The organism is Arenibacter amylolyticus, assembly GCF_002150785.1.
Classification (GTDB): domain Bacteria; phylum Bacteroidota; class Bacteroidia; order Flavobacteriales; family Flavobacteriaceae; genus Arenibacter; species Arenibacter amylolyticus.
The window spans coordinates 1-25,135 of record NZ_MTAZ01000040.1 but is presented as its reverse complement, the minus strand read 5'-3'; the positions used below and the strand labels follow the sequence as shown (position 1 = coordinate 25,135).

General features: G+C 41.1%; 23 protein-coding genes. 8 read left to right on the top strand and 15 right to left on the bottom strand.

From position 1 onward, the window contains the following. Positions 1-141: 141 nt before the first annotated feature. Positions 142-783, bottom strand: coding sequence for an O-methyltransferase (locus BV214_RS13360; protein ID WP_086478011.1), 642 nt, complete (start codon positions 781-783; stop codon positions 142-144). A 41-nt stretch (positions 784-824) separates the two neighbouring features. Here BV214_RS13360 and BV214_RS13355 point away from each other — a divergent pair, with 41 nt between their 5' ends. The 3 genes from BV214_RS13355 to BV214_RS13345 all read left to right on the top strand — a co-directional run bounded on the left by BV214_RS13355 (position 825) and on the right by BV214_RS13345 (position 3,916). Continuing rightward, the gene (locus tag BV214_RS13355) at positions 825-1,289 is read left to right on the top strand and encodes a GNAT family N-acetyltransferase (RefSeq protein WP_086478010.1); all 465 of its coding nucleotides are present in this window, start codon (positions 825-827) and stop codon (positions 1,287-1,289) included. Positions 1,290-1,370: 81 nt separating this feature from the next. After that, a complete protein-coding gene (gene kynU / locus BV214_RS13350) occupies positions 1,371-2,642 on the top strand; it encodes a kynureninase (RefSeq protein WP_086478009.1) in 1,272 nt (423 codons plus the stop codon). A 125-nt stretch (positions 2,643-2,767) separates the two neighbouring features. Continuing rightward, a complete protein-coding gene (locus BV214_RS13345; RefSeq protein ID WP_086478008.1) occupies positions 2,768-3,916 on the top strand; it encodes an MFS transporter in 1,149 nt (382 codons plus the stop codon). A 10-nt stretch (positions 3,917-3,926) separates the two neighbouring features. Here the strand turns inward: BV214_RS13345 and BV214_RS13340 are convergent, their stop codons facing one another. Then, the gene (locus BV214_RS13340; RefSeq protein ID WP_086478007.1) at positions 3,927-4,610 is read right to left on the bottom strand and encodes a hypothetical protein; all 684 of its coding nucleotides are present in this window, start codon (positions 4,608-4,610) and stop codon (positions 3,927-3,929) included. 206 nt (positions 4,611-4,816) lie between these two features. Continuing rightward, on the bottom strand, positions 4,817-5,257 hold the full coding sequence (locus tag BV214_RS13335; protein ID WP_086478006.1) for a hypothetical protein: 441 nt from the start codon (positions 5,255-5,257) through the stop codon (positions 4,817-4,819). A gap of 384 nt (positions 5,258-5,641) precedes the next feature. Between BV214_RS13335 and BV214_RS13330 the strand changes: the two genes are divergently transcribed. Both BV214_RS13330 and BV214_RS13320 read left to right on the top strand, forming a co-directional pair. After that, complete coding sequence (locus BV214_RS13330; RefSeq protein ID WP_086478005.1) at positions 5,642-6,190, top strand: ClpP family protease; 549 nt, start codon at positions 5,642-5,644, stop codon at positions 6,188-6,190. A gap of 452 nt (positions 6,191-6,642) precedes the next feature. Continuing rightward, positions 6,643-8,007 (top strand): FAD-dependent oxidoreductase, encoded by a 1,365-nt coding sequence (locus BV214_RS13320; RefSeq protein ID WP_086478003.1) that lies wholly within the window; start codon positions 6,643-6,645, stop codon positions 8,005-8,007. Between the two features lie 189 nt (positions 8,008-8,196). On the opposite strand, the gene BV214_RS13315 is transcribed toward BV214_RS13320, so the two are convergent. Next, positions 8,197-8,976, bottom strand: coding sequence for a zinc ribbon domain-containing protein (locus BV214_RS13315; RefSeq protein WP_086478002.1), 780 nt, complete (start codon positions 8,974-8,976; stop codon positions 8,197-8,199). Between the two features lie 2 nt (positions 8,977-8,978). Next, positions 8,979-10,073: a Nif3-like dinuclear metal center hexameric protein gene (locus BV214_RS13310; protein ID WP_086478001.1), complete on the bottom strand. Its 1,095-nt coding sequence runs from the start codon at positions 10,071-10,073 to the stop codon at positions 8,979-8,981. A gap of 50 nt (positions 10,074-10,123) precedes the next feature. Here BV214_RS13310 and lpxK point away from each other — a divergent pair, with 50 nt between their 5' ends. Next, a complete protein-coding gene (gene lpxK, locus BV214_RS13305) occupies positions 10,124-11,116 on the top strand; it encodes a tetraacyldisaccharide 4'-kinase (RefSeq protein ID WP_086478000.1) in 993 nt (330 codons plus the stop codon). Positions 11,117-11,124: 8 nt separating this feature from the next. Here the strand turns inward: lpxK and BV214_RS13300 are convergent, their stop codons facing one another. From BV214_RS13300 to BV214_RS13260, 9 genes are all read right to left on the bottom strand, one after another. Further along, positions 11,125-13,323 (bottom strand): tetratricopeptide repeat-containing hybrid sensor histidine kinase/response regulator, encoded by a 2,199-nt coding sequence (locus tag BV214_RS13300; protein WP_245806801.1) that lies wholly within the window; start codon positions 13,321-13,323, stop codon positions 11,125-11,127. Between the two features lie 26 nt (positions 13,324-13,349). Beyond that, positions 13,350-14,360, bottom strand: coding sequence for a type I glyceraldehyde-3-phosphate dehydrogenase (gap, locus tag BV214_RS13295; RefSeq protein WP_086477998.1), 1,011 nt, complete (start codon positions 14,358-14,360; stop codon positions 13,350-13,352). A 71-nt stretch (positions 14,361-14,431) separates the two neighbouring features. Then, on the bottom strand, positions 14,432-15,307 hold the full coding sequence (gene lipA / locus BV214_RS13290) for a lipoyl synthase (protein WP_086477997.1): 876 nt from the start codon (positions 15,305-15,307) through the stop codon (positions 14,432-14,434). A 79-nt stretch (positions 15,308-15,386) separates the two neighbouring features. Then, entirely contained in the window at positions 15,387-15,956 is a 570-nt protein-coding gene (locus BV214_RS13285) for an RNA polymerase sigma factor (protein WP_245806800.1), read from the bottom strand. 33 nt (positions 15,957-15,989) lie between these two features. Beyond that, entirely contained in the window at positions 15,990-16,193 is a 204-nt protein-coding gene (locus BV214_RS13280) for a membrane or secreted protein (protein WP_086477996.1), read from the bottom strand. A gap of 81 nt (positions 16,194-16,274) precedes the next feature. Continuing rightward, the gene (locus BV214_RS13275) at positions 16,275-17,033 is read right to left on the bottom strand and encodes an anti-sigma factor (RefSeq protein WP_086477995.1); all 759 of its coding nucleotides are present in this window, start codon (positions 17,031-17,033) and stop codon (positions 16,275-16,277) included. Between the two features lie 71 nt (positions 17,034-17,104). Continuing rightward, positions 17,105-17,668 (bottom strand): RNA polymerase sigma factor, encoded by a 564-nt coding sequence (locus BV214_RS13270; protein WP_086477994.1) that lies wholly within the window; start codon positions 17,666-17,668, stop codon positions 17,105-17,107. Between the two features lie 198 nt (positions 17,669-17,866). Then, positions 17,867-18,883, bottom strand: a complete 1,017-nt coding sequence (gene murB, locus BV214_RS13265; RefSeq protein ID WP_086477993.1) for a UDP-N-acetylmuramate dehydrogenase — start codon at positions 18,881-18,883, stop codon at positions 17,867-17,869. Beyond that, a complete protein-coding gene (locus tag BV214_RS13260; protein WP_086477992.1) occupies positions 18,883-20,073 on the bottom strand; it encodes a pyridoxal phosphate-dependent aminotransferase in 1,191 nt (396 codons plus the stop codon). The genes murB and BV214_RS13260 overlap by 1 nt, the downstream gene beginning before the upstream one ends. 337 nt (positions 20,074-20,410) lie before the next feature. Between BV214_RS13260 and BV214_RS13255 the strand changes: the two genes are divergently transcribed. Beyond that, positions 20,411-21,745, top strand: a complete 1,335-nt coding sequence (locus BV214_RS13255; protein WP_086477991.1) for an aspartyl protease family protein — start codon at positions 20,411-20,413, stop codon at positions 21,743-21,745. 66 nt (positions 21,746-21,811) lie between these two features. Here BV214_RS13255 and BV214_RS13250 read toward each other — a convergent pair whose 3' ends face one another. Next, positions 21,812-22,201, bottom strand: a complete 390-nt coding sequence (locus BV214_RS13250) for a DUF1573 domain-containing protein (RefSeq protein ID WP_394334942.1) — start codon at positions 22,199-22,201, stop codon at positions 21,812-21,814. Between the two features lie 198 nt (positions 22,202-22,399). On the opposite strand from BV214_RS13250, the gene BV214_RS13245 reads away from it, so the two are divergent. After that, on the top strand, positions 22,400-25,030 hold the full coding sequence (locus BV214_RS13245) for a valine--tRNA ligase (protein WP_086477989.1): 2,631 nt from the start codon (positions 22,400-22,402) through the stop codon (positions 25,028-25,030). Positions 25,031-25,135: the final 105 nt, after the last annotated feature.

The following is a 25,135-nucleotide window of genomic DNA, read 5'->3' as shown; positions in this document are numbered from 1 at the left end:
CAAAAATAGGGCTCATGTCGAAATGACTGGGCCAACAAATAATAATCAGTAAATGGTCAACCTATATCAGGGACGTACAACGTACATCATTGTTTACTGTTAATTGTTTATTGTTAACTGTAAAACTGCTCACTACTAATTTCAAAGCACCCTACTTAAGGTTAGTCCGTCACGGATGGGAAGGAGGACGGTCTCTACTCGAGGATCTTCCTTTAACTTCTTATTGTAGTCTAACAAGGTTTTAGTAGCCTTATCTTTGGCTTGCAGAGGGGCAATCACTTTTCCAGACCATAACACATTGTCCGATAGAATAAGGCTTCCCGATTTACATTTTTTAAGTGCGGCTTCAAAATAATGATCATAACTAGATTTCTCCGCATCAATAAATACAAGATCAAAGGTGGTATCTAAAGTCGGTATTATTTCCAGGGCATCGCCAGTATGTTGAATAATCTGATCCCCAAATCCACTCTCCTCAAAATACCTGCGTTGCATGGCGTTTAGTTCTTCATTAACATCTATGGTGTGTAAACGGCCATCCACGGGGAGACCCTCGGCCAAGCAAATAGCCGAATAGCCCGTATAGGTGCCAATCTCCAAGATGTTTTTGGGCGATTTAATTTTGGAGATCATGCTGAGAACACGGCCCTGAAAGTGCCCGGTGATCATCCTGGGCTGAATCACTTTTAAATGGGTTTCCCTAGTGAGCCTCTGAAGGATTTCAGGTTCTGGTTGGGAATGGTCGGTAATATATTGCTGTAATTGGGCCGATAAGAAATGCATGGGATGAACTTTGTATATTTAGCGGTTCAAAGATAAGGATCATGGAACAATTTTCGATAAGAAAGGCTACTGTGGCCGATTTAAAAACCTTGAAAAAATTTGAACAGGAAATAATTAAGGCAGAGCGACCCTTTGATGAGACCTTGGACAAGGATCCAATTAGTTATTACGACCTTAGGGAACTAATATTGTCTGAGGATGCCCTAGTGGTGGTAGCAGAAGCCGATGGAAAGATAATAGCATCCGGGTACGGCCTTGTTAAAGATGCTAAAACGTACTTAAACCATGAGAAGTATACCTATCTAGGTTTTATGTACACCGCGGAAGCGTACCGGGGAAAAGGTGTTAATAAAGTAATTGTAGACTCCTTGATGGATTGGTCCAGGTCCAAAGGTATTAATGAGGTTAGACTTACGGTGTATAACAACAATGAACCCGCTATAAAGGCCTATGAAAAATCGGGCTTTCAGAAACATCTAATCGAAATGAGGGTACATTTAGACTAGGTCAATAAAATAAATTTAGTTCTTGCAACTTTTAAAGAATTGCCGTGCTAAATCGTATTTTTGAATTAAAATTTAGGATATATGATATTTCAAAATTCATTGAGTTTTGCCCAAGAATTGGATGCTGCCGACCCCTTAGGGAAATATCGGGACCAATTTCACTTTCCAAAGGTTAAGGGAGAAGATGTAATCTATTTTACCGGAAACTCCTTGGGATTACAGCCTAAAAGAACCCAGGAATATGTGAATGAAATAATGACCGACTGGAGGGAAATGGCCGTGGAAGGCCATTTTAAGGCAGATAAAGCTTGGTGGGATTATCATGAACGCCTGGCCGCTCCTTTGGCTAAGGTGGTGGGAGCTAAACCCCAGGAAATTACCGTTATGAATACCCTTACGGTAAACCTCCATTTACTAATGGTGTCTTTTTATAGGCCCAGTGCCACACGTTTCAAGATTATTTGTGAAGAGAAGGCATTTCCTTCCGATCAGTATATGCTAAACAGTCAGGTTAAATTCCATGGCCTAAATCCGGAAGATAGCATTGTAACTATAAAAAAGAGAGAAGGAGAACACTTTTGGCGTACGGAAGATGTATTGGATAAGATTAAGGAGGTGGGACAAGAACTAGCCCTTGTTCTAATGGGGGGTGTTAATTACTACAACGGACAGGTTTTTAATATGCAAGAGATTACCAAGGTGGCCAAAGAACAGGGCGCTATGGTAGGGTGGGACTTAGCTCATGGTGCCGGGAACGTAAACTTAAAACTCCACGATTGGGGGGTAGATTTTGCCGCTTGGTGTAGTTATAAATATATGAATGCTGGACCTGGAAATGCATCTGGGGTGTACATTAACGAGCAGTATTTAAATAGGAACGATTTGCCCCGGATGGAAGGTTGGTGGGGAACAAAAAAAGAAACCCGATTTTTAATGGAGCCAGAGTTTCAACCTATGGAAAATGCAGACGCCTGGCAAATTAGTAATCCGCCTGTACTTGCCTTGGCACCTTATTTGGCCTCTTTGGAAATGTTTGAGGAAGTGGGGATGGAGACATTGATTCAAAAGAGGGAAGTGCTGGTAAAATATCTAGAATATATTCTTCAGGAAATAGCAAAGGAAACCAACGCCAATTTTCAAGTGATCACCCCAGAGGATAGGGGGTGTCAGCTTTCTGTCTTATTACACGGGCAGGGTAAGGAATTATTCCATTATTTAATGGATATGGGAGTGGTGGTAGATTGGAGAGAACCCAATGTAATCCGCTTGGCTCCGGCACCCTTTTATTGTTCTTTTGCAGATATGTATCGCTTTGGTCAATTGTTAAAAAAAGGGATTGAAAATAAGTATTAAGCTTGGGCAATTTCTATAAAGATGGTGAAGAGTGTTTTAAAAATGACTCCTTTGTAGGAGGTCTTGCCTTTCCAGATCTGCAATTTTAGTCTTTCATGGCTAAATAATTCAAATAAAATAGTTTAATGAAATCGTTGCGTTTAATTCTTTCCAATCCAAGATATTTTGGGCCCTCCTGGGTGTTTGCCAGTATTAATATTCTATTTGGAACCTGGGCCATCTATATTCCTACAGTTAAGGAAAAGCTGCAAATTGACAAAGCAGATCTTGGAGTAGCAATATTTTTCCTTGCCTTGGGAGTATTCGTGGTCTTTCCCTTGGCTTCTAAAATCATAGATTGGTGGGGAGTTGGGAAGGCTACATGGTATGGGGTATTATTGAGCTGTGTCTCAGCCTTGCTTCCTTTGTTAGCACCCAATTATTATTTTTTAATGGGGGCACTGTTTTTATTTGGGGCTAGTAATGGGCTTACGGATATTGCTATGAATACCTTGGTTACCGAGATTGAAAAAGAAGACCGTCAAAACTTTATGTCGGCTTCCCATGGTTTTTTTAGTATGGGGGGTGTCCTAGCAGGCTTAGGTAGCTTTCTTATATTTTACATCAACAATCCCGCCCTGCACATGTTTTATGCAGTACTATTGGTTCTGCTGGTCAATATAATTTTTCATAAGCACTATAAACATATAGTTGCTGCCCCTATAGAAAGGGAAGCTTTTAGTATAAAACTTTTTAGACCTCTGCTGATCCTGGGTTTGGTATCTTTTATGGTGATGGGAGGCGAAGGCGCTATAGTAGATTGGAGTGGTCTCTATTTACAAGAAATAACCATGGCCCCCGAAGCGCTTATCGGTTCTGGATTTTTGGCATTTTCGGTAATGATGACCTTAGGAAGGTTTTTGGGCGATGGTATTAGTGCAAAGATTGGCTCTATAAAAATAGTTGCGGGAGGAGCCGCTGTTTCCACTATTGGCTATCTGCTGGTGCTTACTACCGAGGTGTATATGTCAATTATAGGCTTTGCCCTAGTAGGCCTTGGATTTTCAGTTATTATCCCAGAACTCTTTAGGATCGGGGGTACGGTAAAAGGGATAGATTCGGCCAAAGGGGTCTCCTTTATAGCGGGTACCGGCTATTCCGGATTTTTGCTAGGACCCGTGGTATTAGGGTTTGTGGCCGAAGAATATTCGCTGAACGTTACTTTTACCATATTATTAATCTGTTCTGCCCTGGTGTTGGCAGCTACCTATGCCCTTTATCGAAGAAGACGATAGCTAGCTTCGCTTAGTTCATCTCCCTAGGGATGGCTTTTAGATCGGTAAAGTAGAGTTTAAAGGAGCCATCCTCATTGGTATGCATGGTGGCTATTTTTAAACCGTTGAGGTCTACATAGTTTTCCCAAGTGGTAATGGTAGAAGGCGCTTCCTGATTTCCACGTCTAAACACCCATTCCTTAATCATATGATTAGGGTCTAGATAAAAGTCGTACGCATCCCCCGGGGTATAGCCACCCTCATTTCCATATACAATGGTTAAGCGTTGCATGGGCGTTTTACTGATAGGAGCGGGGATATCCGTTTGGTGATCAAAGGTGAAATTGTCTTTGTCCCATAATAAATTAAAGGGGGCCAATAGCCAGTATTTGTCATTGATGAAGGCTGCGTCAATTTTTGCCGTGCTGCTATCTACCTCCTTGTGGTTATAGGTGTTTCTTTCTCCATTGCTATCCGCCACCACTTCATGGGTCTGGGTATTCCAGGTCCAGCTACGCTGAAAATGGCTGGTATCCCTATCTACATTGAAGGTGAATTGGATTTCCCTTATACCTTTAAAGTGTTCAAATCCATGTGCAAAGGCTACCTTTTCTAAAATGGTTAGCGTCTTTTCTTCTTTGATTTCTGCCTTTTTACCATCCTTGCAAGCTAGGAGGAAAAACAAACTTAGAACTACTCCTATATATGTTTTCATGATTGGTTTTTTTCAAAGATACTAGGTTTTGGTCAGATATTGGCCGTTAATGGTAGTAGGGGCAAAGTGGGTGGAAGGTTTTATAAGGAGAAGTGGCCCCGTTTTGAATCTGGATTTGTAGGCTTAGTGATCTAATTTGTAGTGGAAACTAATTTGTTTTTGTTTACACTCGGCATTTGCGTTGTACGTCATTGTGCCGCGCTTTTTTAGTACTCATAGCTTATTACCGTAGGATAGTCAGCAATTTTTAAATTAACAGCAGAATAATTTATCAATTGTAAGGGAGCAAGATTAAAGGAAATAGTTCTTGTAAAAACTGCCAAGCATGCTTCATTATTTATCAGTTTTAGTTTTAGATCTCTTTGAGGTACAGCGGTTTCAGCTATTCCACCTAGATCAATCACGTCTATTTCCCACGTATTCCCATCGCAACCAGAGGCACTAAATGTAATTTCTAAACAATCTTGATTTATGGTGATGTCCTCTATGGTATAATTGTCCGTAGTTGTCTGATCATACAAGTTTTTATTAATTATAATGCAATCATCGCAATTGCCCGAGTCTGTACATTGAATAGGATCATCATCCTTTTGGTTACATCCAACAAGTAGAAAAAATAGTAATAACAAATAGCCAATTGGTTTCATTATAACTTTATTTAAGGTGTTTATTTATAGATGTTGAAAGCTTATTTAGTTGCTTTTTTAAAGGCTCCTATATGCTAGAGCTCAAGTTAGCACATCCGGATCTAAAATAGGTGCTGTTGAGATCTTTACTTTTTCTACACTTCACACATTTATTAATTCCTCTTATAAAATGCACTTCAACGGGCTTCTACAACAGTTAATAAAAGCAATGAGCCAAAGACGGAAACAGTATAGGTACGCTTAGCGGACTAGGTCGCTAATGTTAGAGGTGGCCAAAAGTATCATAATAGATGGGTTCTGGGAAAAGATGCGAGGGACAGATTGGTTAGCGACTGTTTTTTATAATAAAATGATTATTTTTGAGACTTAACAAGAATTATAAAAATGGGATCAAAAAAAGGTAAGGTACAGGAAGCGATCGACGAAAAATTGCTGGAAGAGAGAAAGGTGTTTTTATGGGGGATGGTAGATGATGATTCTGCCAAGCATGTAATAGACCGATTGATGTATTTGGATATGCAGAGCAATAAAGAGATACAATTGTTTATCAATAGTCCGGGTGGTTATGTTACTTCCGGATTTGCGATTTACGATACTATTAAATCCTTGAAAAGTCCGGTATCTACTATCTGCTCTGGATTAGCAGCTTCTATGGGGTCTATCCTATTGTCTGTAGGAAAGAAAGGACGAAGATTTATTCAACCCCATGCACAGGTGATGATCCACCAGCCTAGTGGAGGTGCTAGAGGACAGGCATCCAATATAGAGATTCAGGCCAAGGAGATCATAAAAACAAGGGAATTGAGTGCTAAAATATTGGCAGAAAACTGTGGTCAGGATCCAGATAAGGTGATGAAAGATTTTGATAGGGACTTTTGGATGAATGCCGAAGAGTCTATCGCCTACGGAATTGTAGATGGCATTTTAGAATAAGCCTAGCTATTTCCACTAGCAAGGTTTTATAACCATTGGCCAGGTGCCAGGTATTGCTTTCATTGCAACTATGGAAAAAACGGTAGTAAGTGTGTTTTTTTAAAACATCATTTTTACTCCGTGTTTATCGTATTGCTTGCTATAAAATGGGAAAAGTCCTTCGCAAACCTAATGCGAAGGACTTTTATATATATAGACGCCGAAGCGGAATGTATTATATATACGGGCAAACAGGGATTTTGGATGCTGGGGCGTGAAACCTACGGGAATGGTGGGGCATTTAGAGCCCTACAGCCTTACCTAGCGAAGGCTTTTCCTTGTTTTGGATTATAGGTCATTGGAAGGGTCAAGGCTGTGGAGAAGGCATTGGATGGGCCTTAGGGCTTTATTTGACTATATTTTTATTATTTTTAATTTATTAACCAGTACTATCCGCTTATACAATAGTATATATGATACAAACCCCTAAAAATATTGCCATCGTCGGCTCTGGCTTGGTAGGATCGCTCTTGGCAATATATCTCAGGAGATTAGGACATCAGATAACAGTCTATGATAGACGTCCCGATATTAGAAAGGTTGAATTTTCCGGTCGTTCCATAAATTTGGCTATGAGTGATCGAGGCTGGAAGGCCTTGCGCGAGGTGGGGATTGAAGAAAACATCATGGAGCTGGGGATTCCCATGGATAAGCGCGCCATTCATTTGGTAGAGGAGCCGGTGTACTACCAAAAGTACGGGAAGGAAAAGGAGGCTATTTGGTCCATATCTAGGGGCGTGTTGAACAGACGTATGATTAACCTGGCCGAGAAAGAAGGGGCAGTATTCCGCTTCAAGGAAAAGGTTTGGGATATAGCATTGGCAGAGGGTACCATCTATACTGGCGAAACTGAAAAGGGGAGTTGGAAAGAATATAATCACGATATTGTTTTTGGGTGTGATGGCGCCTTTTCTCGCATCCGCCATAAAATGCAGCGAAGGAGTAGGTTTAATTATTCCCAGCATTTTATTGATGTTGGATACAAGGAATTGGCCATCCCAGCCAATGAGGATGGAACCCACAAGTTAGACAAGCATTCCTTCCATATTTGGCCAAGGGGGAGATTTATGTTTATAGCCATGCCAAACCTGGATGGCAGTTTTACCTGTACCTTGTTCTTACCCTTCGAAGGGGAGGTTTCATTTGAAAGTTTAACTACCGAGGCAGCAGTTAGATCGTTTTTTAACAGCTATTTCCCATGTGTCTCTAACGTGATAGACGATTTAACTTCCACCTTCTTTAAAAATCCTACGAGTGCCCTTGTAACGATGCAGTGCTATCCATGGACCTATTGGGATAAGGTGGCCCTGGTGGGCGATTCTGCGCATGCGGTGGTACCTTTTTACGGGCAGGGGATGAATGCCGGATTTGAGGATATACATGCCTTAAGTAAAATTATTGCCCGATATGGGGATGATTGGGAGCGTATTTTTGAAACCTATCAAGAAGAACGAAAACCCAATGCAGATGCTATTGCAGAGCTCAGTTACCGCAATTTTATGGAGATGAGCAGTAAAACAGCAGATCCCAATTTCATACTTCAAAAGAAAATAGAAAAGCATTTCTCCAAAAAGCATCCAGAGAAATGGGTGCCGGTATATTCTAGGGTCACCTTTTCGGATCGTCCTTATGTAGAGGCCTTAGCCCTTGGGGATGCACAAGAGGAGATTATGAAACAGGTTATGGAAATGCCCAATATCGAAGACGTTTGGGATAGTGAGGAGGTAGAGAATAAGATGTTAAACCTCATTTCCAAGTCGGAAATTTTAAATTCATAGCAGACTGGTGATATAGGCCGGGTATAGCTATTAAGTTAAATTGCTTTAAGAATAAGTAATGATTTTCTTTTTTGGGTATGCTCCTCATTTGCGGTAGAAGTTAAAAGCTGATGCTGTCCTAATTTGGGCCATAAAAAAAAGGCGGTCTCCTTGGAGATCGCCTTTTAAATTAGGTCGTATATTTTGAAACTACAGTTTAGAAAACAATTTTTGCATTTTCTCCTGCTGCTCCTCAGCCAAAACTGGGTCTACCAATATCCTTCCACTGTGTTCATCGCTTATGATCTTCTTACGGGAAGCGATCTCTACCTGTACTTGTGGTGGAATGGTAAAGAAAGATCCGCGGGAAGCGCCTCTTTCAATTGGAACTACTGCTAAGCCATTCTTCACTTTGTTTCTGATCCTTTTGTAAGCCTTTACCAAACGCTCCTCTATTTGAGCCTGGTATTCTTCAGATTTGGCTAAAAGTGCCTGCTCTTCCTTCTCTGTTTCAGCTAAAATGTCGTTTAGTTCGCCTTTTTTATGCTTAAGGTGCGTTTCCCTTTCGGTTAAACGTTCTTTAGTGCTGGCAATAACTTCTTTCTTTTGTTCAATCTGAGCCTTAAATTCCTTAATGTTCTTCTCAGCCAATTGGATTTCTAGCTCTTGGTATTCTACCTCTTTGCTAAGTGAGTTAAACTCCCTGCTATTACGAACATTCTTTTGCTGCTCAGCATACTTTTTCATTAAAACCTTGGCCTCGTCAATAAGGTTCTTTTTGGCAGTAATTTCGTAGTTGATGGTCTCTACATCGGTCTTAAGTTTTTCCATTCTGGTTTTAAGACCAAGTACCTCATCTTCTAAATCTTCTACCTCTAGAGGTAATTCGCCCCTAATATTTCTTATCTCGTCAACCCTAGAATCTATTAATTGCAAATCGTATAATGCCCTTAACTTTTCTTCTACCGTTGCTTCTTTCTTTTTTGCCATATTTAATAATACTTGATGGGATTTGTTAAACTCTCCGATAAAGAGATTGCAAAATTAGGGATTTTTTTCTTAAGATAATCAACTAACAGATTTTTTGTAAACTGCTCTGTTTCAAAGTGACCAATATCGGCCAGTACAATCTTGTTTTCTGCTTCGTAAAACTGATGGTATTTTATATCGGAAGTGATGAAAACATCAGCGTTTACAGCCTTTGCGGCCGAAATTGCAAAAGAACCGCTGCCCCCTAGAACGGCAATCTTTTGAACTTCTTTTCCTAGGAGTTGGGTGTGACGAATACAAGAAACATTCATTTTTTCCTTTATAATATCAAAAAAGGCCTCCTCTTTAAGTGGTTTTTCCAAATTTCCGTACATACCCATGCCCAAATGTTGATGGGTATTGTCCAAGGATTGAATCTCATAAGCTACCTCCTCATAGGGGTGGTTCTTAAAAAGCGCGGCTAATATCTGGGATTCCTTCTCTTTGGTGTAGGTGATATTAATTTGTGTCTCCTGCTCATAATGGGTCTCTCCAATCTTTCCTAAATGGGGATTGGCGTGTTCGTTAGGTTTATAGCTGCCAGTACCATCCAAGGAAAAACTGCAATTGCTATAGTTGCCAATATGGCCAGCACCTGCTTGGTAGAGTGCCTGCCTTAGTTGTTCTGCATTGGCCTGAGGAATATAAGTGGTTAATTTTTTCAGGAAAGCCTTTTTTGGAATCAAGATGCGTGGCTCTTGTATTGCCAGTACTTCGCATATCTTGGCGTTTACCCCTTGCTTGCTATTGTCCAAGGCCGTATGCATGCTGTAAATGGCAATGTTATGGCGAATGGCTTTTAGTACTACCCGTTCCACATAGTTAGCGCCAGTGATTTTTTTTAGTCCGCCAAATATAATTGGATGAAAACTAACAATAAGATTACATTGTTTGCTGATGGCCTCATCTACCACATTCTCCAGGGTATCCAGTGTTACCAAGATTCCCGTGACTGGGGTATGGTATTCTCCAACCAAAAGACCTACATTGTCAAAATCCTCTGCCTGGCCCAAGGGAGCCAACTCCTCCAAGTGGGCAATAACTTCTTTTATGATCATTTTATATTTTTATAGTCCTCCAAAGGTAAAAATATTATAATTTCGTTCCAATGCAACTATTACGAAGATTAGCTTTCCCCATATCGTTGATTTACGCTATGGTAGTGTATATACGCAACTTTCTTTTCGATAAGAATATCTTTAAGAATAAATCCTATCATACCAAAACTATCTGCGTGGGTAATTTAAGCGTAGGCGGTACAGGGAAAACCCCTATGATCGAATTTTTGATAAACAGTATAGGGGAGAACAAAAAGATTGCGGTACTGAGCAGGGGCTATGGCCGCAAGTCCAAAGGTTTTCTTCTGGCTAATTCTCAGACGGAAGTAGGGGAGTTGGGAGATGAACCCTACCAGATAGCGAAGAAGTTTCCAGGGATTGATGTTGCGGTGGATGCCGATAGGCAAAATGGGATAGCCACTTTGGAGGAAATGCGGTCTCCAGATATTATTCTATTGGATGACGCTTTTCAGCATAGGAAGGTAACTTGTACCCATTATGTGTTGCTAACCGCCTATGAGGAGTTATATGTGGACGACTGGTATTTGCCTACCGGGAATTTACGTGATAGCAAGGCTCAGGCAAAACGTGCCGATATAATTGTGGTGACCAAATGCCCTAGGGACTTGTCCCAATCTGCCCAAGCGGCCATTCGTAGAAAGTTGGGCCCCAGTAGCCAACAAGAGGTGGTGTTTAGTTATTTGGAATACGACACGAACCTTAAAGGAGGGCCTAGGGAGTTGTCCTTGGAGCAATTAAAGGGGCAAAAGCTAAGCTTGGTAACCGGTATTGCCAATCCATCCCCACTGGTAGATTACCTAGTGGCAAAGGGATTGGAATTGGAGCATCTATCCTACCCAGATCACCATTTCTTTAGTCCAAAGGAGATGGATATGTTTCGGAAAAAAGAACGAATTCTTACCACGGAGAAAGATTATGTGAGGTTATCTGGTTTAATGGGAGAAGTGTATTATATAAGTATAAAGCACGTCTTTCTAGGGAAGGGGGAAAAAGTATTAAGGGAGCGGTTAAAATTGATGTAAACCCCTCTCTAAACCTCTGTTTTAGACTTCTTTGCCTCAAAGATGTGTTTCCCTATTTTCTGGTAAAACATTTCGGGCTTAAATGGTTTGGTTACTACTCCGTTAATTCCAGCAGCGAAAAAACTTTCCAAACTATCGTCCAAGGAAATAGCGGTAAGGGCTATAATGGGTATTGTACTGTTAAACTTTCTAATTGCAATGGTGGCTTCTTCCCCGCTAATCCCGGGCATGTGGATGTCCATTAGGATTGCATCGTAAGGAGTTTCTCTTGCCATTGCAACAGCTTCGAGACCATTATTGGCGATGTCACAGGTCATATCCTTTTTGAGTAACATCTTCTTGGTAATCACCTGGTTAATTTTGTTATCCTCAACTATCAATAGGTGAAGTCCGCTAAAGTCATATTCTTCGGTAGTTTGTTCGGGTGTGTATTCTTCCGTAAGCTGATCCGTGCTTTTAAATTCTAGATCGAAGAAGAAGGAGCTACCCTTGCCTAACTCACTTTTTAACTGAATATCCGAACCTAAAAGGCCTAAAAGACTTTTAACAATGGCCAGTCCCAATCCGGTGCCGCCATACTCTCTGTTGATTTGGATGGAACCCTGTTCAAAACTATCAAAGATGTGCTGTTGCTGCTCTGGGGCAATACCAATACCGGTATCTTTAACTTCAAAATAAAGATGTACCGTTTCATTCTCCCTTTTAGTCATCGCAACAATCACGGTTACTTCTCCGTTTTTGGTAAATTTAATACCATTACCAATAAGATTGATGAAAATCTGAGATAGCTTTAAGGGGTCTCCCAATAACATGGGGGGAATGGAATCGTCATAATTCAGGGTGATTTTCGTTTTATTGGCCTTGGCACTTTGTTGCAGGGAGTTAATCACCTCCGACAGAATTTTTTTGAGGTTGAAATTAATTTGTAATGCCTCCATCTTTTCTGCATCAATTTTATTGATCTGGAGAATGTCATTGATAAAGTTTAACAGGTAGTCGCCAGAAAACTTTAGAGAGGTTAAATGCTCCTTTTGCTCGTCGCTGGGGTTTTCATCTAGTAATAAGTGGGTTAGTCCTGTTACAGCGTAGAGGGGTGTTCTTAGCTCGTGGCTAACCGTGGAGAGAAAGTTGGTCTTAGCCTCCATTGCCAATACCGCGGCATCCCGGGCTGCTTTTAGTTCTTCGTTCTTGGCCTGTAGTAGGTCGTTGGTACGAAGCTTAATCTGATTGTTCCTGTAAAGGGAAATTGCTAAGATGGATATTACGGTCAGAAAGGCGGAAGTTAAAATAGCGGTAATCTCAGACCTGTTTTTAGACTGGCTTAAGGCAGTTATCTTACTTTCTTGTCTGGTAATCTCATCCTTCATGAAATCGGTCTGGATCTTATCGGCCGTTTTTGTTTCAATTAGGACCTTGTCTACCTTAAATATAGAATCTTTAATCCTAAGTATCTGTTGGTTATAGGCCAAGGCGTCTTCGTAGCGCCCAAGGGCGGCGCTAGCTTGGGTTAATATCTCGTTAGCTCTTAATTCCTTGGTGAAAAACCCGTTGGCTTCTGCTAGTTTTAGGGCGGCATCAGCATCTGCAATAGCACCCTCCATATCCGAGGTCGATAAATGTAGTTCCGCTAATTTTAGGTGAGCATTGGTTGCCAGATAGGCTTGTTCGTAGATGTCCGTGTTAACCAAGAGCGAATTGAAATTCTTTTCAGCACTGGCCAATTTATCCAGCTTTAAAAAGATAGTGCCCTCTATAAATAATATGTTGTTTAGTAAATTACGGTCGTTGTTTATTTGCTTAGCCTCGCTTAACATGGAAATGGCTAAGAAATTTTTTCCCTCATGAAAGGCGAGAATGGCTTCTATATATTTTTGTACGGCATTACCATAGGGGTATGCGGTATTCTTTAAAAGGGATTCGGCCCTATTCCAGTAGAACTCCGCCGTATCGTCCCTTTCCATTTTTAGATAAATAATGGCAAACTGGTGATAGCAATCTATAAGAGTCCTATGGTCTTTTTGCTTGGCTGCAATATCCATGGCAGCATTGAGGTATTCCAAGGCAATATCTATCTTATTTTGATTCCGAAAAGTCCTGGAATTTTCAAAAAGCACTTCAACATCCGTGGCGGGGGCCGATTTTTCTTGAGAGTATAAAGAACTCCATAGCAGTAGCATTGCTAAGACGCAATATAGGGGGAGTTTCAATATTTTTTTATGTGATAAAAAGACTCTCAAATGTATTTCTTATCTTTTAGATAATTAATTAAATCCACTATTCTAGCACTGTAACCGGTTTCATTATCATACCATCCAATAATCTTGACCATTCTTCCAATAACGGAAGTCATCAAAGAATCAAACGTACAAGAGTAAGAACTATTGTTTATATCAATAGAAACTATAGGATCTTCGGTATAATATAAGATATTTTTAAATGACTTTTGCGAAATATTCAAAAAGGCATCATTAATTTCCTGAATACTAGTCTCTCTTTTAACATTAAAAGTGATATCGGTCAAGGATCCGTTGGGAACGGGGACCCTAATTCCACAGCCGCCTATCACCTCGGAAAGTTCGGGAAATATTTTGGTAAGGGCCTTTGCTGCTCCCGTAGTAGTAGGTACAATGCTCTGGGAAGCAGCTCTTGCCCTTCGTAGGTCTTTATGGGGTTGGTCGTGCAAACTCTGGTCCGAGGTATACGAATGAACGGTTGTGATATATGCTTGTTCTATCCCACAGAGGTCCTGAATTACCTTTATCATCGGAGCCGCGTTATTGGTAGTACAGGAGGCATTGGAAATAATATGGTCTTCTGGGGTTAAGGTTTCGTGATTGATACCGAAAACGATCATTTTTATTTCTTCGTCCGATGGGGGTACGGCCAAAACAACCTTTTTGGCACCGTACCTTAAATGGTGCTGTAGGCTAAGCGTGTCCTTAAACTTGCCTGTTGATTCCACCACCAAGTCTACCCCATGGTTAGACCAGGGGATTCCTTCTGGTGAACTGTGGTTTAACAGAGCTATTTTTTCCCCCTCTACTATGATACAGTTCTCCCCGTGTGAAATTCCCAAAGGGGATACTCCGTGAATACTGTCGTATTTTAATAAATGGGCCAAGGTGGCTGCATCGGCCAAATCGTTAATTGCAACCACTTTTAGGTGGGGCTGCTGGGCAAGAAGCCTAAAAAGTGTCCGACCAATTCTGCCGAAACCGTTTATGCCTATAGTTATCTGTTTCATATAAATTGGTAGCCATTTTATCCGCTGAAGGCTGGGGTTGCATCCATTAAAATGTGTAGTGCTCTATCTGCCTACAGAATATGTTTGTGTGCCTTATAGGAAGATCGGACCAGAGCGCCACTTTCTACGTGTCTAAACCCTAACTCCAGACCTATTTCTTCATATTTCTTAAATTGCTCTGGCAGAATATATTCCTTAACCGGTAAATGCCTTTTGGAAGGCTGTAAATACTGTCCAATGGTAACCACATCTACCTCTGCTGCCCTGAGGTCTTTCAAAGTGGTGATCACTTCATCCTCCATTTCACCCAGTCCCAACATGATGCCCGATTTGGTTCGGTGGGCACCATTTTTCTTAAGATAGGAAAGTACTCCTAAACTGCGTTCGTATTTTGCCTGGATACGAACCTCCCGAGTCAACCTTTTTACGGTTTCCATATTGTGGGAGATTACTTCCGGGGCAACGGCTAGTATACGGTCCATATGGGTTTCTATACCCTGGAAATCCGGAATAAGAGTTTCTAGGGTAGTAGAAGGGTTCATTCTTCTAATGGCCTTTACCGTTTCTGCCCAGATGATGGAGCCCATATCCTTTATATCGTCCCGATCTACGGAAGTGATTACGGCGTGTTTAATGCCCATGATTTTTATGGATCTGGCTACTTTTTCTGGTTCTTCCCAATCAACATCCTCTGGCCTCCCGGTTTTAACACCGCAAAATCCACAGGATCGGGTGCATATATTCCCCAATATCATAAAAGTGGCCGTACCCTCTCCCCAGCATTCTCCCATATTGGGACAGCTACCAGAGGTGCAAATAGTGTTCAAGTTATATTTGTCTACCAATCCCCTTAACTGGGTGTATTTTTTTCCTGTGGGTAGCTTTACTCGTAGCCATTTCGGTTTGCCCTTTGGAGGGATTACGCTATCTAAAGTTTCTGTGCTCATTATATCCTAAAATGCTTTGTTGCAAATATACGAAATGAAGGAGGTATAAAAGACTGTTTGTAGGTAAAGTAGCCGCTCCTTATTTCTGGTTTTTTATGATTTCTGCCAAAAGCTTTTTTGCTCTTAAAAGCTTTACTTTAACATTGTTGATGGGCTCTCCCAATCTTTCGGCTATTTCAGCATAGGCAAGTTCCTGAAAATACCTTAGGTTAATAACCTCTTGGTAGTGGGGTTTTAGCATTTTTATGTAGCCCAGTAGGGCAGCTAAATTTTGTTCGGTGATTAGGCTGTCTTCAATGGAAGGGGTGTCGTCCAATACTTTCTTTACCGCTTCATTGTTTCCGTTATCACTCGCTTGCAACACACTTCTTTTCCTGTTTCGGATAAGGTCTACGTGTAAATTTTTGGAAATGGTAATCAGCCAAGTCTTAAACTTATAAGCGCTGTCATAGGTATGTATCCTGTCAAAAGCCTTGGAAAAGGTCTGAATGGTGATATCCTCGGCATCATTTTCGTTTTTGGTGCGTATCAGTTGAAAACCATATACGTCGTTCCAAAAGTGATTTAGCAATGCGCTAAACGCCATCTGGTTGCCTAGCTTCGCTTTGTCAATAAGAGAATTGAGAGATTCGTCTTTATTTTTATCCAAAATATGGGGTAAATGGGTGTTGGGAAAAAGTTGCTATGCAGCATTGCTGTCTTTCTGGCACTCTTGTTCCGTGGGTAGTTTTCCACAAAAACCACAAGCCTCCCCTTCTTTATTTAAAAATGGGCTTTGACTCGCACATGTTCCTGCGAATTTGCCATCTTTTTTAGACCATATTTTTAATGCGATACCGGCAAAGGCTAGTGCCAACAAGCCTATGGTTAAAAGTAATAATTTCATATCCTTGCGTTATGTTTATGCAAAGATATGAAATTATTGAGCTTCCCAATCAAGGTTTAAGATTAGTTTTGGGTATTGAATTTAGTAGCGGATATTGGCTACAATGTTTTCTACGGTAGGGGAGGTGGTACCGCCCTCAGCTTCTATGGTGATATATCCCACGGCATCTTCTCCATAGGGGAGAGCCATTAATTTTTCACTATCCGTCGCTTCCTTAATAATACCTAGGTTTATCATTTCTCCGTTAACCTCTGCCCACATTTGGTAACATTGGTTTTCTGGTAAGTTAGGTAGCTTGCTCACGTTGATATAAGATAATTTTTTTACCGGATTAATATAGGCAACGGCTTTTAATTCCTTGGCTTTACTATTGCCTTTAACGGTAAGCTTTTTGGTCTTTGGATTGTGAAGCACAATGAACTGATTGCGCACATCCTCTAGTTGCATGCGCATATTCTCTTCCAGAGATTCAATTTTGTTGTTCACAATAATGTTCTCTGCCTGTAAATTCTGATTCTGATTCCAGAAGATATAGGAGGCGCCAGCGAAGATTAAAGCGGCAAAACTGGCTGCAATGGCATACCTAAAGAACTTTTTACGCCCCGTCTTCTCAGATTTGATCTGGTTTAGAATTTTATCCTTTAGACCATCGGGAGTTTTAATAGCGTGTAGTTTGGCGTAAACTTCCAAATTCTCCTGAAGTTCTATATACGTTTCTCTCACCTCAGGATACATGGCTATATAGCGTTCTACCTGTAGTGTTTCCTCATTGGAGGTGGTACCCAGTAGGTATTGCTCCAAAAGGTCCGAGTTTAAAAAGTTTTTTATCTTCTCATTCATTGCTTTGTACTTTACAGTGTTTCCCGCTTGGTAGCCGCAATTATAGCAGCGCTACCTCTGGTTTATCTGATTTACCAAAAATTTAATAGGCTAGCAAATAAAAGAACAGATCCATATATTTTCTTCAACTCCCGTAATCCAATTTTTAATCTGGATTTAATAGTGCCAAGAGGTATGTTCAATTCATCACTTGCTTCCTGTTGGGTCATTCCTTGGAAAAATAGGGCATCCAATACAATTTGATACTTCTCCTCTATCTTCTCCAAATTGTCCTGAATATCCATTAATTCCGGGTTAATTCCCTCAGTTCCTAATCTATATACGTCCGAAACGTCTATTTGGATTTCCTTGTCGGATTTGGTATTTACACTTCTTAATTTATCAATGGCCGTATTACGGGTAATTCTAAATAGCCAAGTAAATAATTTGGCCTTACTGGGATCATAGGAATCAGAATTCCTCCATATTTTCAAAAAACTTTCCTGTAAAACGTCCTCTGCCAGTGCTTCATTCCTAACCACCTTGAAGGCCACACCAAGCAAAGTGTCCCCATAGTGTTCGTACAGCAAAGACATGGCTTTGTCATCCCTTTCCAAAAGAAGCTCTACAATATGTTTTTCCAGTAAGACGCTCATAGGTAGGGTGGGTTTAATAAAAGGATGTGCAAAACATCCAAGTCAACGTTTTTCCCGTATATAGGGTAACGCTAAATTATAAAATTGATTGTTATGGTTAGCGTTTATAAAATATTAATTGACAAATGTACAGCTGGTAACTGTGCATTTAATTTGGTTAGTTTGGTTTGGTGTAACCCCTGTTTGTAAAAGCAGGGGTTATTTTATGATGTTCACCTCAGGGGTGATAATGATCTTAAAGTTGTTGTAGACGGTATCCATTATATGCTCTGCCATGGCAATAATTTCTTGGCCCGTGGCCTTTCCATGGTTTACTAATACCAAGGCCTGATGCTTGTGGATTCCGGCATCCCCGTACCTTTTTCCCTTGAACCCACTTTGTTCTATTAACCAGCCAGCCGGAATCTTGAATTCGGTGTCGGATACTTTGTAAAAGGGGGCTTCTGGATGGTTGCTTATAAAGGCTTGGAAGTCTTTTTTGCTGACGATCGGATTCTTAAAGAAACTCCCGCTGTTAGGCAGTGTTGCAGGATCTGGAAGTTTGCTCTGCCTGATGGCGATTACGGTCTTGGAGATATCTTGTATGCTAGGCGCGGTGATGCCTTGCTTTTTTAATTCCGATGCAATAGCTCCGTAATCCGTTTGCTTGCGGTGGTTTTTCTTGGTGAGTTTAAGTTGTATGGAGGTGATGATATACTTACCCTTGCCTTCATTTTTAAAATAGGATTCCCTATACCCAAACTTACAGTCGTCCTTGTTAAATTGATGTATTTCTTGGGTGGCAATTTCCATAGCCTGGCAACTTACAAAGGTGTCCTTAAGCTCCACACCATAGGCCCCTATATTTTGAATGGGGGCGGTGCCAGAGTTTCCAGGGATCAGGGAGAGATTTTCCAAACCGCCATAATCTCTTTCCAAGGTCCATAATACTAGGTTATGCCAATTTTCCCCAGCGTTTATTTCTAGGCAAATATGATCTTCATTTTCCCAGACCGTTTCTATGCCTTTTATGTTGATGTGGAGCACCAAATGGTCCAGGTCTTTTGTAATCAGGATATTGCTGCCTCCGCCCAATATAAATATACTGGGATAGCCTTTTAATGATAATGCCTCTTTTAGGTCTGCGACCGACTTTATCTCGCAAAAATATTTTGCTTTCGCGTCTATCCCGAAAGTGTTGTGTTTTTTTAAGGAAACGTTTTCTTGAATGATCATTAGTCTTTATACACTTTTAAAGCCTTGTCCAAAATGTGAACGGCCCTTCTCAACTCTTCCTTTTCTAGGACATAGGCAATCCTTACTTGGTTAAGACCTAAACCTTCAGTGGCATAAAACCCTGCCGCTGGGGCAATCATTACTGTTTCTCCATCAATTGAAAAACTTTCTAAAAGCCACTGAGCAAAATTGTCTGCATTTGCAATGGGCAATTCCGCAATACAATAAAAGGCACCGTGGGGCTCCCCTACTTTTATTCCTTCAATCTTTTTTAATTCGGAGATCAATAGGTCGCGTCTAGAAACGTACTCTTTCTTTACCTCCTCAAAATAACTCTTCGGAGTTTCCAAGGCGGCCTCGCTGGCTATCTGAGCAAAAGTAGGAGGGGATAATCGCGCTTGCGCAAATTTTAAAGCGGTTTGAATCACTTCCTTGTTTCTAGAGACTAGACTACCTATCCTAGCTCCACACATGCTGTATCGTTTAGAAACCGAATCTACCAAGATGGCATGTTCGTCCAAGCCTTCTTCCTGTAGAATGGAATAATGCTCCCGTCCATCATAGGTGAATTCTCGGTAAACTTCATCTGCCACCAAAAAAAGACCGTGTTTCTTTACAATTGTTGCCAATTTTTTTATCTCTTCCCTAGTGTATAGGTAACCGGTAGGATTCCCTGGATTGCATATGAGGATGGCGCGGGTACGCGGTCCTATCAATTTCTCAAATTCCTCAATGGGAGGGAGGGCAAAATTGTCCTCTATTTGGGAAGCCACTGGTACTACCTTAATACCAGAAATAGTTGCGAAGCCATTGTAGTTGGCATAAAAAGGCTCAGGGATTATAATCTCGTCACCTGTATCCGCAATGGTATTCATTGCAAAGGATAAGGCTTCAGATCCTCCAGTGGTCACTATAATCTGTGATGAGGTAACTTCAATTTCGTTTTTTGCATAATAGGCAGCTATTTTTTGTCGGTACTCCTCCGATCCTTCCGTGCGGCTATAGGCCAACACATCCAAATTGTGGTTTCTTACCGCGTCTAAAGCTACTTGGGGCGTTTTTATGTCTGGTTGTCCAATGTTGAGGTGAATTACTTCCACTCCCCTTTCCTTTGCTGCTTCGGCATAGGGCACCAATTTTCTGATGGGGGATTCTGGCATCAACTGACCTTTCTTCGAAATTGAGGGCATAGATATTATTGTTTAGCACAAAAATGAGAAATAGGGTCGGAGAAAACAACAGAATTATTAAATTTTAATTGGGTGACCGCTTCTTGGATCTGCCCTTTAATCTGCCCTGTGCTAAGAGGTTATGTTTGCTAGGGCTCTACTGTTTTTAATCGTGCTACTACATTAGGAAGAAAATGTGAATGGTATATGCCTCTTTGCTCAACCATAAAAATAGGGCCGCGTATTAGGTTTCAAATGGTATTTGTTAGGCAGAATAGCACCTATAAAACTGTTAAATATCGCGGAAAACTACTGATAAGTTCGTAAATTTAAGAAGATGGCTAAATAATATAAAGGCATGATAGCATTTTTTAAACATACCTGTTTACTGCTCTTTTGTTTGCCTGTTTTGATAAATGCCCAACAATATATCTTGCCCCATGGCAAAAAATATGAAAAGGTTCAATTTAAACTGGTGAACAACCTAATTCTCATCCCGGTGGATGTCAATGGGGCCAAGTTGTCCTTTATTTTGGATTCGGGGGTAAACACGCCTATACTTTTCAACATCTCAGATCAAGATTCTATTCAAATAAACGACGTTACCGAGGTTAGTATAAGGGGACTTGGGGATGGAGAACCTATTAAAGCCTTGCGCTCCTCCAACAACACCTTTAAAATAGGCAATGCCAGAAACCATCAGCAAATGTTGTATGTGGTAATGGATAGGGAGCTTAATTTCTCCCCAAGGTTAGGGGTGGTGGTACATGGTATTATAGGGTATGATTTATTTCGGGATTTTGTAGTGTCTATAAACTATGTATCCCAGGTGATTAAGCTCCATAACCCCAAACATTACAAGCAAAAGAAAAATGCCAAAACACAGACCTTGCCTATACATATCGTGAAAAACAAAGCGTATGTGGAAGGCACGGTCGCTATGGGTGATCAACAAAATATCCCTGTAAAACTATTAATAGATTCTGGAAGTTCGGATGCGCTTTGGTTGTTTCAAAATGAGCAAAGAGGTTTGCATGTGCCCCCCAATCATTATGAAGATTTCTTAGGTCAGGGCCTAAGCGGGAGTGTGTACGGGAAGCGAACAAAAATAGAAGGGTTGTCCTTGGGTGATTTCCATCTCAAGGGAGCTAAGACTGCCTTTCCCGATATGGAATATTTTAGTTCTATTACCAGTTTTGGAGGGCGTAATGGAAGCCTAGGCGGTGAAATCTTAAAACGATTTACTGCGGTCTACAATTATGGCGCGGGTACCATAAGCCTGCGAAAAAATGCTATGTTTAACGATCCTTTTAATTTTAACCTGAGCGGTATAGACCTACAGCATAATGGGGTGCGCTACATTTCCGAGCGTATAACCAATGCTAAAGGGGTGGTAGAGGAGAAGGGCGATTCCTTTGGAACCGTTCAGATATTATTTGAAGATAGATCACGGATAAGCATCGTGCCAGAGATTATTGTGTCTGGGATTCGGGCTGGGAGCCCAGGGCAAGAAGCCGGATTGCGAAAAGGGGATGTTATTTTAGCCGTCAATGGAAAGAAAGTCCATGATTATGAATTACAGGAAATCCTGAGCATGCTCAATGCGAAAGAGGGTAAAAAGATAAAAGTACAGGTAGATCGTTTGGGGAGCGATGTAATAGTCTCCTATGTGCTTAAAAAGATGTTTAAATAAAAAAACTTGTTCCAGGGGCAAAAAGTATCCGCGGAACAAGTTTTACTTTAAAGAAGAGCGTTGTGTTTATTTGCCTTGTTCGGCAAGCACGTTCCCTTTTAATTTTAAGACTACCGTTGGGGTAGAAGCATTAGAGATAACCGTAATGGCCTTTCTAATAGGGCCTACTCTGTTGGTGTCGTATTTTACCTGTATCTCACCGGTTTTTCCGGGTAAGATTGGAGCTTCTGGTTTTTTAGGGATGGTACATCCGCAGGTAGAACTTACCTTGCTGATAATCAAGGGAGCGTTCCCGGTATTGGTAAACTCAAATACTCTTAGGCCATCACTACCCTTGGAAATTTCTCCGTAGTCCACGATGTCCGTTTTAAATTTAATTTTAGCTCCGTTCTCTTGAGCGGTTAGGCCAAATCCTAATAGACCAATAAATAAAACTAGTACTATTTTTTTCATCATTTCAAGTTTTGGGTGAATTTCAAAAATAAATGTTTTTAATGAACCTTCCGAAATTCTTTTGTTATGTAATAACGTTACTTATTTTTGTTTCGTATTTCTAACACGGCAAAAAAAAACCGTAGGACTACCTCAAGTAACTTTGTAAAAGTAATCATTTTAGTAATCGCCCTGTAAGGGCTGCAAAAACTGTTCCAAAAAATGGAAATTCCTTCAAAATACGAGCCGCAGACCGTAGAGAGTCAGTGGTATGACTATTGGATCAAGCATAATTATTTCCAGTCTAAGCCAGATGATAGAGAGCCTTATACCATAGTTATTCCGCCTCCAAATGTTACCGGAGTCCTTCATATGGGCCATATGCTTAACAATACCATACAGGATGTTTTAATCCGTAGGGCCCGTTTAATGGGAAAGAACGCCTGTTGGGTGCCTGGAACGGATCACGCCTCTATTGCAACCGAGGCCAAGGTAGTGGCCAAACTGAAGGAGCAGGGCATTGAGAAGAAAGACCTTAGTAGGGAGGAGTTTTTAAAGCACGCATGGGATTGGACACATGAATACGGAGGAGTAATCCTAGAGCAATTGAAGAAGCTGGGTTGTTCCTGTGATTGGGACCGAACCGCATTCACCATGGATGACAATATGTCTGCTTCCGTGATCAAGGTTTTTGTGGATTTATATAACAAAGGCTTAATCTATAGGGGATACCGAATGGTAAATTGGGATCCTGAAGCTAAAACTACTTTGTCCGATGAAGAGGTGATTTATGAGGAAAGACAGGGGTTGTTGTACTACCTATCATATAAGATAGCCGATTCGGACGAAACTTTGACTATTGCCACCACTAGGCCAGAAACCATTCTTGGGGATACTGCTATTTGTATTAATCCCAATGACGAACGCTATTCGCACTTAAAGGGGAAAAAGGCTATAGTGCCTATCTGCAATAGGGTAATCCCAATAATTGAGGACGAATACGTGGATGTTGAGTTTGGAACTGGTTGTCTAAAAGTAACCCCAGCACATGATGTTAATGATAAAGATCTTGGGGATAGGCATGGGCTAGAAACCATAGATATCTTTAATGAAGATGCTACCTTAAATAGTTATGGACTGCACTATGAAGGGCAGGACCGTTTTGTGGTACGCAAGGCCATCACCAAAGAATTGGAGGAGAAGGGTTTTTTGGTAAAAACAGAAAACCACTTAAATAAGGTAGGAACCTCGGAAAGGACTAAAGCGGTGATAGAGCCCAGATTGTCCGATCAGTGGTTCTTGCGTATGGAAGATCTTGCCAAGCCCGCCATTAAAGCGGTATTGGAAGATGAGGAAGTGAAACTATTCCCCAAAAAATTTGAAAACACCTACCGCCATTGGATGGAGAACATCCGAGATTGGAATATCTCGAGGCAGTTGTGGTGGGGACAGCAGATTCCGGCCTACTATTTTGGGGATGGACAGGAAGATTTTGTGGTAGCAGAAAGTAAGGAACAGGCCTTGGAACTAGCAAGGGAGAAATCCGGAAATTCCAATTTAACCTTAGAAAGCCTAAGGCAAGATCAGGATGCTTTGGATACCTGGTTCTCCTCATGGATATGGCCCATAAGTGTGTTTAATGGTATTTTGGAACCCGATAATGAGGAGGTAAACTATTATTATCCTACCAATGACCTGGTAACCGGACCCGATATTTTATTCTTTTGGGTAGCTAGGATGATTATTTCTGGTTATGAATACCGCGATGAAAAGCCGTTCCAAAACGTATATCTTACCGGTTTGGTGCGTGATAAGCAGCGACGAAAAATGTCTAAATCCTTGGGGAATTCCCCAGATGCCCTGCAGTTAATTGAAAATTATGGGGCCGATGGTGTTCGGGTGGGACTTCTACTGAGCTCCGCAGCGGGGAACGACCTAATGTTCGATGAGGCTCTTTGTCAGCAAGGAAAAAACTTTGCCAATAAAATATGGAATGGCTTCCGATTGTTAAAGGGGTGGGAAGTGGCCGATTTACCACAGCCGGAAGCTTCTAAATTAGGAATTGCCTGGTATACCGCCAAGTTTAATAAGGCATTGGAAGAGATTGAAGATTACTTTAGTAAATACCGAATCTCGGATGCCCTTATGGCTACCTATAAATTAATTTGGGACGATTATAGTTCTTGGTTATTGGAGATTATTAAACCTGCCTACCAGCAACCGATAGACCGAACCACCTACGATCAGGTGATTCAGATATTTGAAGGGAACCTTAAATTGTTGCACCCATTTATGCCTTTCCTCACGGAAGAGGTTTGGCAGCATATCACCAAGCGTAGCCCGGAAGAAGCCCTTGTAGTAGCACAGTGGCCAAAAGTTAAGCCTGTAGATGAAGCCTTGGTTTCCGGGTTTAATTTTGCCTCCGAAGTGGTGTCTGGAATTAGGACCATTAGGAAGGAGAAAAACATTCCGATGAAGGAAACATTGGAGCTTTCCGTGTTAAACGAAGGAAATATATCCAAGGATTGGGATGTGGTCATTGGGAAGCTTACCAACCTATCCCAGATCTCCTATGTAGAAGCGCCTATAGATGGGGCACTTTCCTTTAGGGTAAAGTCTAACGAGTACTTTATTCCCATTGCTGGTGCCATAGATGTAGAGGCAGAAATTGTTAAGCTTCAGGATGAGCTAAAATATACCGAAGGATTTTTAGTTTCCGTGCAAAAGAAACTTTCCAATGAAAGGTTTGTAAATAATGCACCGGAAAAGGTTATTTCCATTGAACGCAAAAAGGAGGCCGATGCCATCGCTAAAATAGAAACCTTGAAAAAGAGTTTGGAGAATTTGCAGTAGTACTAGCTATCCGTAAAGTCAGAAAACCTAGCGCCTTAAAGTAACTTCTTTAAGGCGCTAGTTGTTGTGTGCCGTGCATGGTAATTCGCTAGGTGGTGAAAGTCC

What these genes read in the sequence shown, in the direction of transcription:
- BV214_RS13360 (WP_086478011.1), bottom strand. Translation starts at nt 783, where the DNA reads ATGCATTTCTTATCGGCCCAATTACAGCAATATATTACCGACCATTCC.
- BV214_RS13355 (WP_086478010.1), top strand. Translation starts at nt 825, where the DNA reads ATGGAACAATTTTCGATAAGAAAGGCTACTGTGGCCGATTTAAAAACC.
- kynU (WP_086478009.1), top strand. Translation starts at nt 1,371, where the DNA reads ATGATATTTCAAAATTCATTGAGTTTTGCCCAAGAATTGGATGCTGCC.
- BV214_RS13345 (WP_086478008.1), top strand. Translation starts at nt 2,768, where the DNA reads ATGAAATCGTTGCGTTTAATTCTTTCCAATCCAAGATATTTTGGGCCC.
- BV214_RS13340 (WP_086478007.1), bottom strand. Translation starts at nt 4,610, where the DNA reads ATGAAAACATATATAGGAGTAGTTCTAAGTTTGTTTTTCCTCCTAGCT.
- BV214_RS13335 (WP_086478006.1), bottom strand. Translation starts at nt 5,257, where the DNA reads ATGAAACCAATTGGCTATTTGTTATTACTATTTTTTCTACTTGTTGGA.
- BV214_RS13330 (WP_086478005.1), top strand. Translation starts at nt 5,642, where the DNA reads ATGGGATCAAAAAAAGGTAAGGTACAGGAAGCGATCGACGAAAAATTG.
- BV214_RS13320 (WP_086478003.1), top strand. Translation starts at nt 6,643, where the DNA reads ATGATACAAACCCCTAAAAATATTGCCATCGTCGGCTCTGGCTTGGTA.
- BV214_RS13315 (WP_086478002.1), bottom strand. Translation starts at nt 8,976, where the DNA reads ATGGCAAAAAAGAAAGAAGCAACGGTAGAAGAAAAGTTAAGGGCATTA.
- BV214_RS13310 (WP_086478001.1), bottom strand. Translation starts at nt 10,073, where the DNA reads ATGATCATAAAAGAAGTTATTGCCCACTTGGAGGAGTTGGCTCCCTTG.
- lpxK (WP_086478000.1), top strand. Translation starts at nt 10,124, where the DNA reads ATGCAACTATTACGAAGATTAGCTTTCCCCATATCGTTGATTTACGCT.
- gap (WP_086477998.1), bottom strand. Translation starts at nt 14,360, where the DNA reads ATGAAACAGATAACTATAGGCATAAACGGTTTCGGCAGAATTGGTCGG.
- lipA (WP_086477997.1), bottom strand. Translation starts at nt 15,307, where the DNA reads ATGAGCACAGAAACTTTAGATAGCGTAATCCCTCCAAAGGGCAAACCG.
- BV214_RS13280 (WP_086477996.1), bottom strand. Translation starts at nt 16,193, where the DNA reads ATGAAATTATTACTTTTAACCATAGGCTTGTTGGCACTAGCCTTTGCC.
- BV214_RS13275 (WP_086477995.1), bottom strand. Translation starts at nt 17,033, where the DNA reads ATGAATGAGAAGATAAAAAACTTTTTAAACTCGGACCTTTTGGAGCAA.
- BV214_RS13270 (WP_086477994.1), bottom strand. Translation starts at nt 17,668, where the DNA reads ATGAGCGTCTTACTGGAAAAACATATTGTAGAGCTTCTTTTGGAAAGG.
- murB (WP_086477993.1), bottom strand. Translation starts at nt 18,883, where the DNA reads ATGATCATTCAAGAAAACGTTTCCTTAAAAAAACACAACACTTTCGGG.
- BV214_RS13260 (WP_086477992.1), bottom strand. Translation starts at nt 20,073, where the DNA reads ATGCCCTCAATTTCGAAGAAAGGTCAGTTGATGCCAGAATCCCCCATC.
- BV214_RS13255 (WP_086477991.1), top strand. Translation starts at nt 20,411, where the DNA reads ATGATAGCATTTTTTAAACATACCTGTTTACTGCTCTTTTGTTTGCCT.
- BV214_RS13250 (WP_394334942.1), bottom strand. Translation starts at nt 22,201, where the DNA reads ATGATGAAAAAAATAGTACTAGTTTTATTTATTGGTCTATTAGGATTT.
- BV214_RS13245 (WP_086477989.1), top strand. Translation starts at nt 22,400, where the DNA reads ATGGAAATTCCTTCAAAATACGAGCCGCAGACCGTAGAGAGTCAGTGG.